We start from the raw sequence: 16664 nt of genomic DNA on the forward strand, positions 1-16664 counted from the left end.
TTAATACTTAATTAAGCTTTCCCTTCTGCTTTGGAAGCTGGTATTGATGATATAATTTTTACTAAGCCTGTTATACCCGCAAACGCAGCGCCTATATATGAAATGAAACTCGTGAATGCTTCTTTCTGGGTGAAAACAATGAAAGCAAATGCTGCGATGGCCACAATCACCAATGGTAATTGAATACTGGAGCCAAATCCTTTTGCCGCAATTTCTTTTTTGAAAAGGCTTATTTCGTTATTGGCGACATGATTAAGTATGTAGTTGCGAAAACTTACATTCATTATATTGTAGCAGGCAATACCTTCAATTGGTTTAACAAGACCGATTTCGCAAAGTCTTGCGGCAGTTTTGCGGTTCAGGGGGTTAACCAGTTCGTCTATCGCGATGTCATACAGCGTTCTTTGTTCTTCTGGTGTGACAGCATTCCATACTGATAGGTAATGGTTTTGTGCAAGGGATTCAATCCGCTCACAAACCTTTTCAAACACAAATATAAAATGCCGGCTGATTATACGGTTTGCTGGCCAGGATGATCCGCTTTGAACATTTCGCATGGTTGGTGATGCAAGTTTCGAAGCAAAAGCAATCATTGGTTCAGTTAATTCGCTGAGAAATGCGCTATGACTGCATTCTTCAATGATCTTGTTTATGAGCTTTTGAATTTCTTCGTGTATATGGTTGTGAATGCCATCAGCCAATGGGAGATAGATATTATCCGAATCAGCATTCACGGGTGATGCCGGACGTGCCATAATATGATATGACTTCATTATAAAGTCTCCGAATCTACCTTCGTACTTGTGTAAAAGATGATCAGGTTGTTTCTTTTGCCAGCGGTGATAAACAGTATAAAAAGACTTCATAAGATTTTCCCAACGGCCAGAATAATTCAATTCATTTGGCTTGCCCTGATTATACTCAAACATGCCAAGTGATTCAAAATATTTTGAGGAGACGATGAATATTCTTGTTTTAAGCTTTTGAAAATGTTCTATGACAGAAAGTTTCTTCCCTGTAATAACAGGGTCATCCGAATTAATATTGATATTTGTTATCAAAAGTATTGTCGAATGTTTTGCAGTCTTTTTTAGCTCTGATTCCTTTTCAGCGATCAGTGTTTCGGCAGGTTTATCTGCGAGATCGCTGAAGTCTATATGCACAAACGTTCCCTGCTTCAGTATCTCTTTTTTGACAGCATTAAGTTTTTGTATTCCCGGTGGCCCATAAATAAAAAGGTTTCCCTGTACCCCTGCTGTATAGCTGGTGAGTATATCTAGACCTATCGCATATGAAGGCTCCATAGCTCCGTCAAAAAATATTTTCCTGATTAGCAACCTCAGGAGAAAATATAAACCAGTCAGCAAAACGGCAATCAACAGAATATTGGGCAATTTAAGAAAACTAAAAAAATGTGCTTCCGACGAATTCCTGGTTGGTTTCGAAAGTTGCCACCCGCTATATTTTATGCTATCAGTCGCTAACGAACTTTGCTTAAAGTATAAACTGGAAACCTTTGAATCCTTGTTCTGTTTCCATGAGTACTCTGTGTTGATGCTATCTTCTGCGTTCAGCAATTCGAGATTTAGATTATAGTTTAAAAAAGAAGGTTTGATAGCTCTATAGAAGCTTGCAAAAGCATCGGATGATATTGTAGAATCTGGTAGATTGGTATATCGTTTTACATCGTTGGCTATCAGCTGGAAGTGAAAAGGGTAACGATACGTCGTTATTAATGGGCCTTTCAGGCTGTCGAATACCCTGGTTGGAACATCTGAAAGTTGATTTGCGAAGTCCCACTGTGCATACCGGCCCGACATTTTCTTTTGTTCATCGTGGCAAAGCATGTAAAATATTAATAAAGGGATTACAGAAGTCGAAGTAATCAAGGCCCACACAAACCAGGTATATGAGTGCCTGAAACCTGGCTTGAGCCAGGTTGTCTTCGTTTGTTCCATAACTTTTCTCGCAATCGGTGTGATATGGTTCCAACGGTAAGTCAATATTAAGTAGATCAGTAAATAAAGAAATGTTTCAGCAACCAACCACAAGGCCACATTGCCATACCTTATCCAATGCAACCCGATGCAAAGACCCAGAAAGCTGAATAGACCGATAAGTATTTTTTTAGGCCGCAGATAAATTTTGTTATGTGGATCCTTATGCAGGGAGAACTGGTGAAAGGTGGCAACTAACATCAGGTAAGTATATGTAAATGTTGATGCCATAAGGGCCAGATTATCAACATGACTTAACCAGTAAATAAATAAAAGCTGGGTTAACATTGAGATGGCAAAAAAGCAGGTAACTGATACATATTCTCTTCTTAGTTTCCCTGAAGGTCTCAGCCATGTTAAGGCAAGATTTTGTGTTTTTGTTTTTCCTTTTGTATAAGACAGCGCCTTGATGGCCAGAATGGCCAGCAACATAATACCCAGGTTGAAAAGTACAAGTATTGAAGTAGCACTGATAATATCAAGATCCTCTGCCCAACTCTGTTGCAGGTCACGAAATGTAAGCAGGGAATAAGAAGTCCCGCTTATTGGTTTGCAGAAGAATCTGTAATTGGAACCTGCATATCTTGCGTCGAAAAAGTCAGGCGTCCGCAACGTTAAAATAGGTTGAATCAGTTCCCTGTTGCTGCACTCCTGCAAAAAGTTTTCATTAAGATTCCTGATTACTTCTTTGTGAAAAAAAACTTTACCGGTCGCATCAACAATGCAAAAACTATAGCCCAGTGGTAGTATCGGGGAGAATAATGATTTGAGCCTGGTACCGCCACTGACCATGATTATCCGGGCGGTGTCTTTGTGTTTGACTTGTATCTTAACCGGCATCGAGATCACCGCGAAATTACTGTTGGAGATCCATGAAGAGATATCTGTAAAATGATATTTCTGTCCACTGGAATCATAAAACATTTTGTTTTCAGCCACCGCTTTAAAGTAATCCCTGTCGTTGATATTTATTTTTTGAGGAACCACCTTTTCTTTGGTCCATCTTATTCGTTGCTGTCCGTTAGAGTCAGTCCAGTACACATGAGTAAGCTGTCTGAGAATACTCTTAGATGAATTCAGCGCGGGAACAACCGTATCTTTTTTGCCGTCCTGTGGCACTTTAATCGTATAATCCTTTCTTATGAGAACATCAAAAAGCGTGTCAAGTGATAGTGAATCCTTTTCGGCCGGATCAGTTCGGGATGTGTCATTTATATTAAGGTCGGCAGTGGCAAGCCACAGGGTTTTCATGTCCACCTGTATTTCTTCACGGAGAGTCGTGTCTATTTTGTTTGCAAGCTTTTGTAAATTTTCGTCATTCTGGTTTCGAACAATATGTAAGTTGACATATAGCGTTAATATTGAAAGCACAAGAATAGAGGCGAGCAGGTGAACTGCCGCGAAGGCGGAGCTTGCTGTCATTGTAACAAGTTGCTCAGAACGGTGCATCAGGAAAACCTTCAGCAAAGGGATCAAAACAATCACTAAAATAACTCCGATTACCAGGCAAAGAATGCCGTATGGAGGTATATATGTTCGTTCGGCCTCATATTGGTCATCTGTAATATAGCCGCCAATCGTAAACTTGTTTTTGCCGCCGGAAGCGAATGCAATAGTGAACAACCAATGATCCTTCCCCCCGATATTTTTTTTGACAAGATTGCCTGATTCGGTAATTGTTATTTTCGCGACCGTGTCATCCTGTATGGTTGTAGAAATAAATTCTTTGAGTGATTTATGTGAGATGTTTAATTCGTCTAAAATGATAGAACCATTGTCGGCGAGCATGTACTGGTTGAAAATGTCACGGCGAAGTAGTGGTTGCAGAAACACACGTAATTCCACGGATGCAAACCCGGTAGCGCCCGGATAAAACTCAAACTGTTTTTCAACAGAATCATATTTAAATTTTTCTTTTATCGGTGAGTCGGGAAGACTTTTATATTGATGGAATTTCAACCCAAACTCTTTCTCCATAGTCGCAGTGTCGACTGTAGTGTTTGTTTTTTCTATGCTTTCAATAAAATTCCTGGCATTTTTTTGTTCGTAGGTTTCAAGCTTGTTTTTGATATTAGCAGCCACCTGGTGAAGGCCGCGGAACTTTCTCTCTTTGAGATGGCTTTCATTTGTTTTAACGATTACACTGAAATAATAATAAAACCCGCAAGCCAGTACTATGATGGTTATAAGCGCAGGTGCGTACCGGCTGCTGAGATTTGCAACGGTCCTGGTTAATCGGTTCGTGGTTTCCCTTACACTCATACGTTAAGGATTGAGGGTTATGATAATGCACAAGTCGGCTTCCGGCCGCATAAAATGCGGCCCAAAGCTTGTTTATTAGTCGTTGTATGTTTAGTCGTTGTATGTTGTAAAATCAGTAACATAGATTTTACGCGAAACATAGATTAAAGCCGGTGGCCTTACAGGAAATGGACTCATGTCCAGGGTCGAACTGAATAAGTTCGGCAAGCCTGGTTAATTTAGTTTCTTTACGAAGAAAAACCTGGATCTGCTACTAAGCCAAAAAAGTGGTATGGAGTAAAATAAAATACGAATGAAGTACAGATGGGGAGCGGATCTGTGTTGTTGGTTGTGTAATCAGTGCTGTTAGTTGTATAAAGGTATAGCAGTTTATATATGAAAAGAACACTAATCTGAAACTTGGGTTAAATCACCTCTTTTTGTTCTTTCGGCTTTTTAAAAACCCTGAAAAGAAAATAAAACGATGGTATGATCAGTATCAGGCCGATAAACAAAGCAATCACCAGCTGATATAAAGTGGCATAAGGAGCCTGCGTATTGTAAAACGTGAGATGATTACCATTTTTCTCAAAAACCAAAACGGGAAACTGTATCGCAAACCAGCCCAACATAATTAACGAAACCTGGATGGCCACGGCTATGCGGAGCAAGCGTATAACCGGGTGATTGAAGAAGTAAAAAATCAGGAGGGTGATCAATGCCACGAGGCCCATAGCAGTGATACTAAGCCAGGATTTAAAGAACGCTGATACAAGGTGATGCCCCTGGACCTCTGCAGCAATAAATACCAGCAAACCGGTAACAATAATCGCAAGCAGGAACATTTTTGAATACCTTCTATATCTTTTTTGTTCCAGTGGATAGCTTGTTTCGCCGATCATAAAAACCGCAGCTATATAACCAAACAGTGCGGTTGAAAACAATCCCATAGTGATACAAAACAGGTTCAGCCATGGTTTGATGAATCCTTCAAAAAAACTTACAGGCGAACCAAGGGTTATCTCTCCAAATATCATCGCGCCTAAGGTGATTCCAAGGAAGAAAGGAGTTATAAAGCTTGAGATCTTAAAAGCAAGTGTATAATATTTATGCGTGTTGTCGTGTGTAACATCATAGTGCCGGAATGTAAATGATGAACCACGGATAACTATCCCCAGCAAAACAATCATCAATGGGATATGCAGTGCTGTACTGATAGTAGAATAAACAAGAGGGAAGGCCGAAAACAGGATTACAATGGCCAGGATCAGCCACACATGGTTCGCTTCCCAAACCGGTGCTATAGCTTTGGAAATCGCTTTGGTGCCCCTGGGTCCGGCAAATGTTTCAACGATGCCGGCACCAAAATCAGCACCTCCTAAAAGTGTATATAGAATGAAAGAGACGCCGAGTATTATGATGATGATTGAAAGCATTTTTTTATTATTTGTTTCCTGGTACCACCGTACCTGTTTTGACAGATGAATCAGTTTTTAAGTTCAGATCTGATTCCGGCGCAGCAGAAGGATAAATCATCGGTACGGTGGCAATCTGACGCCGCATCAGCCAGATCAATAAACCGGTCAATAAAAGATAAACTGTGGATATGGTATAAAATGAATATTGTAAACCCGGCATCGGAGAAACGGCATCTTTTGTTTTCATCACACCATAAATGATCCATGGCTGACGACCCACTTCGGTTACGGTCCAGCCTGCCTCCACTGCAATAAAACCAAGGGGTGTAAGTAAAGCGACAAACATTAACCAACCTTTTCTGTATAACAGAGGTTTCCACCAGGCACTGAAAACGAGGAATAGCAGGCCCGCTAATGCAAGTAAAAAACCACTGGCAACCATCACCTGGAATGCAATATGGGTGATCATCACCGGGGGCCTTTCGTCTTTTGGAAACTTATCCAGCCCCGTTACTTCGGCCTCAAAGTCTCCATGTGCCAGGAAACTTAGGAAACCAGGAATATGTATCGCATATTCAACTCTCTCTTCTTTATCGTTTGGCAGGCCGCCAATCACAAGCGAAGCAGGTTTACTTGTTTTATATAATGCCTCAAGTGCAGCAAGTTTTGCGGGTTGCCGTTTTGCTATATCCTTGGCTGAAAAATCACCGCTGATCGGTTGCAATAAAGCAGCCACGGCACCAAAAGACAAAGCCAATCTGACCGCCGTACGATGAAATCGGTTGTTCCTGTTTTTGATCAGCAAAAATGCATGCACACCTGCCACTGCAAATGAGGTCGCCACAAATGCTGCCAGTGTCATATGTAATGCCTGGGATAGCCATGCATCATTAAACATCGCTTTCACCGGGTCGATATTTGATGCTTTACCGTCTTTCCAGGTAAACCCAGTGGGGCTGTTCATCCATGCATTGGCAGATACCACGAAGATGCCTGATAACACCCCGGAGATGCCAACCACTACGCCAGAGATCCAGTGCACCCATTTGTTCAGGCGATTCCATCCGTATAAAAAAACACCAAGCGCAATCGCTTCAACAAAAAAAGCGGTGCCTTCCCATGAGAAGGGCATACCGATTATAGGTCCTGCATGTTCCATAAAGCCTGGAAACAATAAGCCAAGTTCAAATGAAAGAACCGTACCCGAAACTGCACCGACTGCAAAAAATATCGCAACGCCTTTTGACCAGGCTTTTGCAACATCCATAAACTCCTGCCTGCCGGTTCGTAACCATTTCCATTCACTGAAAGCCATCAGTATCGGCATCGTCATACCGATGCACGCGAACACGATGTGGAAGCCAAGCGAAACAGCCATCTGCATCCTGGCTGCGATCAAATCATCCATAGCGGAAATTTGGCACAAAGTTCCTTCAAAGCCGGCAAAGTCCGGAATGAATTTTCGCTTAACGAATTTGGCTGGATATAACATATCGATATCGGGCCAAATCATTCTGGCCAAATCATTCGGTCCGATCATTCACAGCGGAAATATAAGCCGGCTCAGGGAAGCGCGGCTAAAATCCGCTTCATGTTTTCCTGGTATTCAGGATTCTCGGTGATCCCATTATGCGACTGATTTTTTAAAGTGATCAGCGTATCAGAAGGTTTCAGGTGATCTTTCAGTTTGAGGGAAGATCCATAATAAATTACCTCGTCCTGATCGCCATGGAATATCACTATGGGCATCGTACATTTTTTAATATACTCTGCTGTTTCGAATTTATACTTTAATAGAAAAGAAGGAACTACCGGGTAAATGTTTTTAACCAGGTCAGTAAGCGTGTAATAAGGTGCCTGCAAAATGAGGAGAACCGGATGATTGGTAGAGGCTATATGTGAAGCAGCACCGGTTCCAATGGAATAACCAAGTACCACGATTTTATCTTCTGAATACTTTTTCTTTAACAGGGAATATAACACCGCTACATCATCAAAAAATTGTTTCTGACTATTGATCGAACCTTCGCTTTTTCCGTATCCCCGGTAGTCAGGCATCATAACGTCATAATGCAGCTTGTTATAAAAGCCGGCGAGCTCGCCCCATGACTCTACTGAGCCTGCATTTCCGTGCAGGTAAAAAATGACTCCCTTTGCTGCGCTGTCAGCTTTGAACAGAACAGCATTCAGCTTTTTATTATCAGGTGTTGTGACAGTTATCTCCCCGAAATTATTATTAAAATTGAACTGATGATTCTCTGGAAGTTTTTGCGGGAAAAAGATCAATCGTTCCTGTATGAAGTACAACAGCAGACCAATTGAAAGAAGGAGCAAAGCCAAAATTGTTAAACTACTTAATATCATCTTTTGCATGCAAATCCGGGACAATTTATCATAATAAAGCTTATAACAGGTATTGCGCTAATTTACCTGCAGAAAAGGTTTTATGCTTTCCTTAACGGCAATATAGTTACAAAAAAAGACAACATGAGAACAGCCTGGGATAATCGAAAGCTGGCTATGTGGTATCAGCTCTTTTGCTTTGAGCACCTGGGTTACCTGTACATAGTCATCCCTGTCACCTGCCATTACAAGCGCCGGACATTTTATTTTACTCAAGGTCTCTTCGCTCATATATTCATTGTTATAAAGGGCGTTCAATTTGTTCAGCGTTTCAGGCCATCGTTGAGGTTCCGGCATAATTGCCATTCGTCCTCTGAACAAATCACCATACTGTTTCAACAAATTCTCCGCATTATAATCAAACTTATTGCTTCGACTGCCTTTTGCAATATCACCGGCCCCGATAACAATTAATTTCTTAATCAGTTCAGGATATGTGGCTGCAAGTTTAAAGGCACTGTATCCTCCGTCGCTGAATCCAAGTACGATAACACTATCGCTTGTAATGTTTCTTATTACTTTATATGCATCTTCCGCTCTTTGCTGATAAGTGAATGGGCTGTTGCCAATCTCGGACTTACCATGGCCACGGGTAGCAAGACAGATGACCTGGTATTTTGTTGATAACTCCGCAATGAACTGGCTGAATTCATCGATGTATCCAAAAACGCCACCGTGCAGCAAAACAAAAGGATCTCCTTTGCCGTAGATTTCGTAATACAGTTTTGCGTCACCGACATTGAAATATTTCCCTGCAGAAGGATTGTTCCCGTAAGGCACCTGGACGGCCAGCGATGCGGAGTTTGAGGATTTATTCGCAGTAGCCGCGCCCGGTGAAACACTTAAATTCCTGAAACTACCTTTTGAATTGTTGCCCACCCAAAGCGCAACTCCACCTGGTTTAAGCTGGCCAATCGACTCAACCTCGAGCGAAGCGCGGGCCGAATTATTGACAAACACTTTCACCGATTTGCCTGATATTACAATTTTTACGTTGAGCCAACCATCCGGATCCGGCGAAGGATCAATCTTGTTTTCATATTTGCCTGGTGACTCAGACCTTAGTTTTTCCCAGGGATGATCGGGCATAGAAACATATTGAACCGAATGAGTTTCACGCTCCTTGTTCCTGAAATTGAAAGGACGGAAATAAATCGCTTCATAATGTTTATCATCCTGGACATGGAAGGCGAGGCCAACAAAACTTGCACCTTGTTTATTTTCTCCCTTAATCTGCAGTTCTAAAACTCCATCGGAAAATTTACTGTCTTTTAGCAACAACATTCCGTCACCCGGTTTGGCATTTAATTCAACAGCTCCATCGGCTGCGATGGAAGATTCCCTGTTAAACGATTGCCAAAGTCCTGCAGTTTTCAGATCAGGCTTAACTGTTTGAGCACAAAGTTCAATTGTACCCAGGCAAAAAATGAACAAAAATGTTTTAAGCATGGCGATAAGTTTTATCTTTCTATATGTTTAATGATGGCCGAAAGTTAGTGTTATGCTTGCCTGTATGCTGTTCAAATCGGCGCCAAGTTCGTGCAAGTGTGTTCGGGAGTATTTCCTGGAATATAATTATCATGATATGTCAAATACACGCGAACCCATTAACGATTGCCTGCAACTGATCGAACACGAATTGAATTGGGGCGACAGCTCTCAATGGGGCAATTATGATTTTGGTCAACTAAGCGATCTTATCCAGGCAAAAACCGGGGTGTTGCTTAGTGTGACTACCCTAAAGCGACTTTGGGGTAAATTGAAATATGATAATCTTCCCAGTGTTACAACGTTGAATACACTTGCCCGTTTTCTTAATTATGCGGACTGGCGGGAATTCAGGCAAAGAGATATTATCAAATCAGAAATAGAAAATTACTCAGACCCCAACAATGTTACCGGTAGCGAGGTCCACGAAATGATTCGCCCGCGCAAAAATCACAATGTAAAAAGATTTACCATTGCCGGGCTGGTTGCATTCCTGGTTATCATCGCCCTTGTTTCTCTAACTACCAAAAAGAAGCCATTAATTCCTTTTGCCCCGGATGCTACACAATTTGAATTTAAAGCCGATAAGATCGTTGGTGAAGGGGTGCCAAACTCCGTAGTTTTTACTTATGATGCTTCGGCAGCCACAACAGATTCGGTTTATATTGTCCAGTCCTGGGATATTAACCGAAAAACACTGGTATCCCGAACCGGAACCAATCATTCCGCTATTTATTATTATCCCGGCTATTTTAGAACAAGGTTGATAGCAGACGGGGCCATCGTGAAATCACATGATCTGCAAATTACTTCCGGTGGATGGCTTTGCCTCGCCGAACAGGAGCCTTCACCATTGTATTTTAAGAAAGAACAATATCTGAAAGATGACAGGATAGAGATTGATAGCAATGCGCTGAAAACATTCGGCCTTTCACTTCATCCAAAGCCACCCCGGATTCGTTTTTTTAACCAGGGAGATATGGGTGACCTGATGAATGACAATTTTGTTTTCGAAACAACACTAAAGAATGCATTTAATGAAGGCACAGGAGTTTGTCAGAAAGTGCAGGTGCTTATCCAATGTAAAAATGATATTATTATCATTCCATTATCTGCACCGGCCTGTGTAGGTGACTTAAACTTATATGCAGCGGGAACAGGTGCAAACAGCAAAGAGGCTGACTTGTCAAAGTTCGGTTGCGATCTCGATCAATGGACAAAGCTGAAGGTAGTAACAGTAAATGCTAAGATGACTTTTTACGTGAATGATGTTGAAGCTTATTCCTTAAAATGTCCAAATCAACCTACCGGGATTGTTGGGGTGCAATATCGTTTCGATGGTCTGGGTGCTGTAAAAGATACCAGGTTTATCAGTGAAGGAAAGATATATAATCTCTAAACTTCACCAGGTGATCTGTTTAATGACGCCAGCTAATTGATTACGCAAAGATTATTGTGGCTTCGAATTTGATTATCTTGTGGAAGATTTCATCGGTTTGAAGAAAAAGAACAATATATTGTCGCTCCTGTTTTGTTTGATTGCAATAGCAAATCTGCCCGTTAACCTGCCAGCACAGGTAATCCCTGGCATATCATCACCAACCACTTTAAAACCCGCGGATTCTGCTGTCAAAAAAGTTGCAGCTCCTTCTATTCTAAATACCTATCGCAACCGGGAAGTTGATACCCAGCTTGTAGTGGAGACTATTACTGATACAGTGCTCGTTACACTCATTGATAATGGTACTATTGATGGAGACACCATCTCTTTAATTGTGAATGGGAAAGTGGCGCATGGAAATGTTGGCATCAATGCTAACCTGAAGCATTTCTGGATCGGTATGGTTAAGGGACAACGAAACCAGATCATTATGTATGCTGAAAACCTGGGCAAGATGCCTCCAAATACTGCATTGATGCGGATCTATCATTCAGGAAAAACTGAATGGATCTATGCAAGTTCAGATTATAACAAGAGTTTTGGAGTGATACTCGAACATAGGATTCTTAATTTGTTCCCATACTTCGGTTCAAAACCTGAAGAAAAAATAAAGACATCGACATCCGCGTCTTTGCTTAATTAGTCCATTACCTGACACAGTTAAGCTTCATATTATGAAATTTTGCTAAACCATATAACGCCACTGTTATCATTAAGTGAAGGTGGAATTGATAGCTGAATTTCGTAATTTCCTCCACCATTTGTCAGTATGAAAAAAAATAATCGCTCAGTTACCCGACGCAGATTTTTAAAGAGTGCGGCCTGTGCCGCTATAGCAGGTCCCGCTATTATAGGATCCGTTGCCAAAGCCACCGAATCAAGTGAAGTATCACAACCCTCACGACCTGTGCCGCCTTTGCGGGAAGCTACCGGATTACTGAAAACTGCGACGCCTGTCAAAAAACTAAGACATGCCTGTATAGGAGTTGGTGGCATGGGTGGACACGATCTTCAAAACTTTATTCAACATCAGCAGACAGAGATCATTGCATTATGCGATGTCGATGATAATAATCTGCAGAAAGCTGCGGCATTAGTGCCAGGTGCCCGAACTTATACTGACTGGAGGGAACTACTGGATAAAGAAAAAAACAATATAGACTCCGTTAATGTGACTGTTCCTGATCATAACCATTTTGTGATTGCTATGAAAGCCATCGAATCAGGAAAACATGTTTACCTGCAAAAGCCGATGTGTCATGACGTTGCCGAAGTACGTGCGCTTACGGAAGCTTCTATCAGGAAAAATGTCATCACCCAGCTGGGTACACATCATGCTTCTGGTATCGGCGACCGGACAGCGGTGCAATTGATTAAAGAAGGAGCTATCGGAAAGATCAAACATGTTTATCTCTGTTCAAATCGTCCGGGGGCTGTGGCTACTTACAGGAAAGTAGGTCCGCGGCCCGAAGTGGGTCAGCAACCACCCGCGAATATTAACTGGGATCTGTGGATAGGTACCGCACCTATGCGTCCATATGTGCCTGAGATTTACCATCCGGCGATATGGCGAAGCTGGCTCGACTTCGGAACGGGATGGTCAGGCGATATAGGATGTCATATTTTTGACGCAGTGTGGAAAGGCCTGGGCTTAACCGCGCCGACATCGATTGTTGCCGAGGTGCAGCAATCCTGGAAAGACTCACCCATCCGGCGGGCAGATACCTGGCCGCAGGGCGATCATATCACCTGGATTTTTCCTGGTAACGCTATGACTGAGTCCGGCTCACTCACAGTGGAGTGGTTCGATGGTGAATTTTACCCTCCCGAAAATATCCGTGCATTGTATTCCATTGAAAAATACCCGGCAGAATCAGCCATGTTGATCGGCACTAAAGGGGCTCTGCTTATTCCTCACACAGAAATGCCGGTCCTTTTGCCACAAAACGATTTCACCAGTTTCCCCGCTCCTACACTGCAAAAAAGAAATCACTATCATCATTTTGCGGATGCCTGTCTTGGTGCAGAAAAAACCGAATCGCATTTTGCCCAATCCGGCCCGATGACTGAGGCTATATTGCTTGGTACAATCGCGATTCGCGTTGCCGGAACAAAACTCGACTGGGACGCTAAGAAAATGAAGTTTCCTAATCAACCGGAAGCAGAAAAATATTTAAAGCGCATATACAGAAAGGGATGGTAATTTAAATACGGGGTGGTAATTTCAATATTACCACATATGTCTTTGAGCTGACGGTACGGTCGAAATATGTTTCATTTTGCCCTCACGGTATTCCCTGAACAGCCGTTGAATATCTTCTGTGCTATCAGCGATAAATGGTCCGTGTGACACTATCGGATCACCCTGTGGCTGTCCGGAATAAATTACAAACCTCGTACCGGTTGCACCAGCTTTCAGTTTCAGATTGCTGTCCACATTTTCTGCGAACCTGTCGAGCCATCCAACCTGGTCCTGGTTTAGTGGGCTTTCATCATCACCGATTTTTACTTCACCTTTTAATACATACAAAAATGTACTGTAGGAAGCAGGAATGTTGAGATTTGTAGTGGCTCCTGGTTGCATGTTCAGGTCAGCAATTATCACAGATGCATGATTCAATAGCGGAGAACTGATACCTGCCAATGAACCACTATACACTTTCAGATCCCAACCTGCACCCGAAGTTGTTGGTACATGTTCTGCAGCTATATCCTGCACCCTTGGTGTTGCCCATCTGTCTTTTTTAGGAAGGTTAAGCCAAAGCTGCAATAAGCGCATTTTAAGTTTGGTGTCGATGGTTTCTGTATGTATGATACCTGAACCAGCTGTCATAAGCTGGAGATCCCCGGGTTTCATCATATGCGCTTCATCGCCAATTTCACCTTCAAGTAATAAAGTGACTGTCTCAAATCCTGCATGAGGGTGTGGTCCGCCTACCGGTTCACCATCTTTTTTATCGAGTATATCATCCATCAGCAGGATAAAAGGATCGCTGTCCTTAAAATCCGTGTCTATTACCGCACGCGCTATGTGTCCGTGGCCGAGAAAACCTGGTTGTCCCGGAGGTGTTTGTTTCCTGGTTAATTTTCTATTGACTGACATTGTATTTTGTTTTAAATTCTTACAGGCACAAATTTACCTAATATTACTATACATTTGTAAGTACTATCCTTTTGTATAGTGCTCTCCTTTTGTATAGTGCTTTGCAGCAAAGGAAGACTGCATTGACCGAAGCTGAGTGACATTGCTCCCGGACATTGGCAGAAGCTTAACAACTTTACAAATATCGTAATCATACAATTAGTCATACCATGAGTCAAAAGCGTCACGTACAACAAGATAAATCCGACTGCAAAAAGATCCTGAAGCCAGTACGTGATGCCCTTGATATGCTAAGTGGGAAATGGAAACTTCCCATCATCATTGCGCTGACCTTTGGTGAGAAACGCTTCACGGAAATTGCAAAAGAGGTAGAGGGTATTACAGACCGGATGCTTTCGAGGGAACTACGCGATCTTGAATTGAATGGGCTGGTTCTACGAAAAGTAGAAGATAGCTATCCGGTAAAAGTGACCTATGCGCTAACGCCGTATAGTAAAACATTGAATGAAGTGATAGAATCACTTCGAAAATGGGGTGTGAGGCACCGGATGAAAGTAAAAAAAGATTGCGCTGAGCTACGCGAAGAGTAGTATTGAAAAAATGGACTGCTGTAGTTTGGTAGTGTCTCGTAGAAGGTAATTGCTGTTACGGGCAGTTACTTTTTGGCGAGCGTAGAATGGGTAAAAGGAGATGAAACAGATCGGTTCGGGATCTCATATCTTTTTTTGAATTCAAGAGGGCTCATCCCTGCATATCTTTTAAATACAGTCGCAAAGTATTGGGAAGTTGAGAAATTCAACCTATAGGCGATTGTTGTAATAGTTAACTCATGATCTTGTAATATTTGTTTTTTTGCCTCTTCAATTTTGAGTCTCAGGAAATAATCTGCTGGTGGAATGCCAGTCTGTTTTTTGAACCAACTTTTGAAATGCGAGGTGGAGATGTTAAACTTCTTTGCTATCTCCAGGATCGATAGATTTGAGTAGAGGTGTTCGCTTATATAGTTTTTAATTATTATTATTCTATCACTACTATCCAAAGTACTTGATTCGGATTGGCTGGACTTGATGACATTCAGTAAGAATTGGGTTATTAAGTTCGGAATAATTAATTTATTAAAAGCGGGTGTTGGTTGTTTAGCCCGGTCCAGTATTTCATCAAGTGTCCTCTTCATCGTGATAGAACCTTTAAAATGACGGGCAGGAAGACTTAATAGCTGGTTGATAAAAAAACGTGCATCGTCTCCACAGTAACCGAGAAAGGAGTCTGTGGTTGGAATTTTCACCTGTAACCAATATAGAACCCCTTTCTCTTCCGGATGATTATCGGTACTATGAAGTTCGTTAGGGAATGTCACAAAAACTTCTCCACCCTTAATTTGATATTCTTTGCCTTCCACCTCGTAAACCTGTTGCCCTTTATCGCAATAACAAATCTCAATCATTTGATGGTGACAATGTGAGTCCAGTTTGTTTTGCACATGAGTGTATGAATATTTTCCTAACAGGTAAACATCTTTAAAACCAAGTTCATCGAAATGAAGAATAGTTCTGCCGGTCAATGACTCATTGATATGCTCATTCATTTGTGATATTCTTTCTTATAGGGTTAATTGTTTTAGAAATCCGTTCATGTTTGAAATAGTATGTTCCTACGAAAACGAATACATTAATAATAGTTCCAGAGTAAATTTAGGTGAAATCATATTTGTTGAAGCGGATAAAATTTTTCACCGATCTTCTTTCTACGAAATAGACAACCTGAGCACATTTGGAGAGTAATTCCTATGATAAGGTTGTTGTAAAACCTATATATAGATCCTAAATATAAATTGAAATGAAAATACGGCATCTGACAGAGGCGCAAATTAATTTCTATGAAAAAAATGGCTATCTGGTAATTGAAAATATCATTACAAATGACGAGGTTCAATCTTACAAACTGATTTATGACGATTTTCTTTCCGGAAAAATCGAGGTTGGGAAAAATAGATCAGATTTAGGTGCAGGTATTAATCAAACCGAAGCAAAGGAAAACATTACTCAAATCATGTGGCCAAGCGAGTTTATGCCGGAATTATTACAGATGGCATATTATGAAAGAGCGCTGGCGATAAGTAAAGAGCTAATAGGCGAAGACTCAGAAATGGATTTTGATATGTTAATAAATAAGGCTCCCTATACAAATACCATTACTCCATGGCATCAGGATGAAGCATATTGGGTAGATGTGCCTGATAAACGTGCTTCAAGCTGCTGGTTGGCATTGGATCATGCTACCTTAAACAATGGAAGTATGTGGTTTGTGCCGGGCTCAAACCTGAAAGAGGTACGCCCACATACATATGCGGCACAGAAAGGAGGAGCGTTAACTTGCCAGGCGTTCGAAGAGGAGGGAGTTAACGTGGAATTGAATCCCGGTTCATGTACATTCCACCAGGGAAGAACGCTGCACTACAGCAGGGGTAATTCAACTGAACAACAACGGCGTGCATACATAATAAATTTCAGGCCGGCTGCTATGATTAAAGCGGAGAGGGACCTTGGCTTCGACCATGGAAAAAATGATGCCGG

At 41.7% G+C, this 16664-nt stretch carries 12 protein-coding genes; 5 read left to right on the forward strand and 7 right to left on the reverse strand.

The genetic code is table 11. From position 1 onward, the window contains the following. Nucleotides 1-11 precede the first annotated feature (11 nt). From VK664_RS18925 to VK664_RS18945, 5 genes are all read right to left on the reverse strand, one after another. On the reverse strand, nt 12-4259 hold the full coding sequence (locus VK664_RS18925) for a PDC sensor domain-containing protein (protein ID WP_461400263.1): 4248 nt from the start codon (nt 4257-4259) through the stop codon (nt 12-14). 404 nt (nt 4260-4663) lie between these two features. Then, entirely contained in the window at nt 4664-5674 is a 1011-nt protein-coding gene (locus tag VK664_RS18930; protein ID WP_461400264.1) for a cytochrome d ubiquinol oxidase subunit II, read from the reverse strand. Nucleotides 5675-5681: 7 nt separating this feature from the next. Further along, nucleotides 5682-7064 (reverse strand): cytochrome ubiquinol oxidase subunit I, encoded by a 1383-nt coding sequence (locus tag VK664_RS18935; RefSeq protein ID WP_461400265.1) that lies wholly within the window; start codon nt 7062-7064, stop codon nt 5682-5684. Nucleotides 7065-7219: 155 nt separating this feature from the next. Continuing rightward, a complete protein-coding gene (locus VK664_RS18940; protein ID WP_461400266.1) occupies nt 7220-7990 on the reverse strand; it encodes an alpha/beta hydrolase in 771 nt (256 codons plus the stop codon). Between the two features lie 87 nt (nt 7991-8077). Then, nucleotides 8078-9508, reverse strand: coding sequence for an alpha/beta fold hydrolase (locus tag VK664_RS18945; RefSeq protein ID WP_461400267.1), 1431 nt, complete (start codon nt 9506-9508; stop codon nt 8078-8080). A gap of 136 nt (nt 9509-9644) precedes the next feature. On the opposite strand from VK664_RS18945, the gene VK664_RS18950 reads away from it, so the two are divergent. From VK664_RS18950 to VK664_RS18960, 3 genes are all read left to right on the forward strand, one after another. After that, nucleotides 9645-10946 (forward strand): hypothetical protein, encoded by a 1302-nt coding sequence (locus VK664_RS18950; protein WP_461400268.1) that lies wholly within the window; start codon nt 9645-9647, stop codon nt 10944-10946. Nucleotides 10947-11025: 79 nt separating this feature from the next. Continuing rightward, nucleotides 11026-11631, forward strand: coding sequence for a hypothetical protein (locus tag VK664_RS18955; protein ID WP_461400269.1), 606 nt, complete (start codon nt 11026-11028; stop codon nt 11629-11631). Nucleotides 11632-11757: 126 nt separating this feature from the next. Further along, the gene (locus VK664_RS18960; protein WP_461400270.1) at nt 11758-13191 is read left to right on the forward strand and encodes a Gfo/Idh/MocA family protein; all 1434 of its coding nucleotides are present in this window, start codon (nt 11758-11760) and stop codon (nt 13189-13191) included. A gap of 27 nt (nt 13192-13218) precedes the next feature. On the opposite strand, the gene VK664_RS18965 is transcribed toward VK664_RS18960, so the two are convergent. Beyond that, nucleotides 13219-14091: a pirin family protein gene (locus VK664_RS18965; protein ID WP_461400271.1), complete on the reverse strand. Its 873-nt coding sequence runs from the start codon at nt 14089-14091 to the stop codon at nt 13219-13221. A 209-nt stretch (nt 14092-14300) separates the two neighbouring features. On the opposite strand from VK664_RS18965, the gene VK664_RS18970 reads away from it, so the two are divergent. Then, nucleotides 14301-14681, forward strand: coding sequence for a winged helix-turn-helix transcriptional regulator (locus VK664_RS18970; RefSeq protein ID WP_461400272.1), 381 nt, complete (start codon nt 14301-14303; stop codon nt 14679-14681). A 65-nt stretch (nt 14682-14746) separates the two neighbouring features. Here the strand turns inward: VK664_RS18970 and VK664_RS18975 are convergent, their stop codons facing one another. Beyond that, on the reverse strand, nt 14747-15676 hold the full coding sequence (locus tag VK664_RS18975) for an AraC family transcriptional regulator (protein WP_461400273.1): 930 nt from the start codon (nt 15674-15676) through the stop codon (nt 14747-14749). Between the two features lie 251 nt (nt 15677-15927). Here VK664_RS18975 and VK664_RS18980 point away from each other — a divergent pair. Continuing rightward, a partial coding sequence (locus VK664_RS18980; RefSeq protein WP_461400274.1) for a phytanoyl-CoA dioxygenase family protein occupies nt 15928-16664 on the forward strand: 737 nt, incomplete at its 3' end.

Source organism: Flavitalea sp. (assembly GCF_035489435.1).
Taxonomy (GTDB): Bacteria; Bacteroidota; Bacteroidia; order Chitinophagales; family Chitinophagaceae; genus DATHKG01.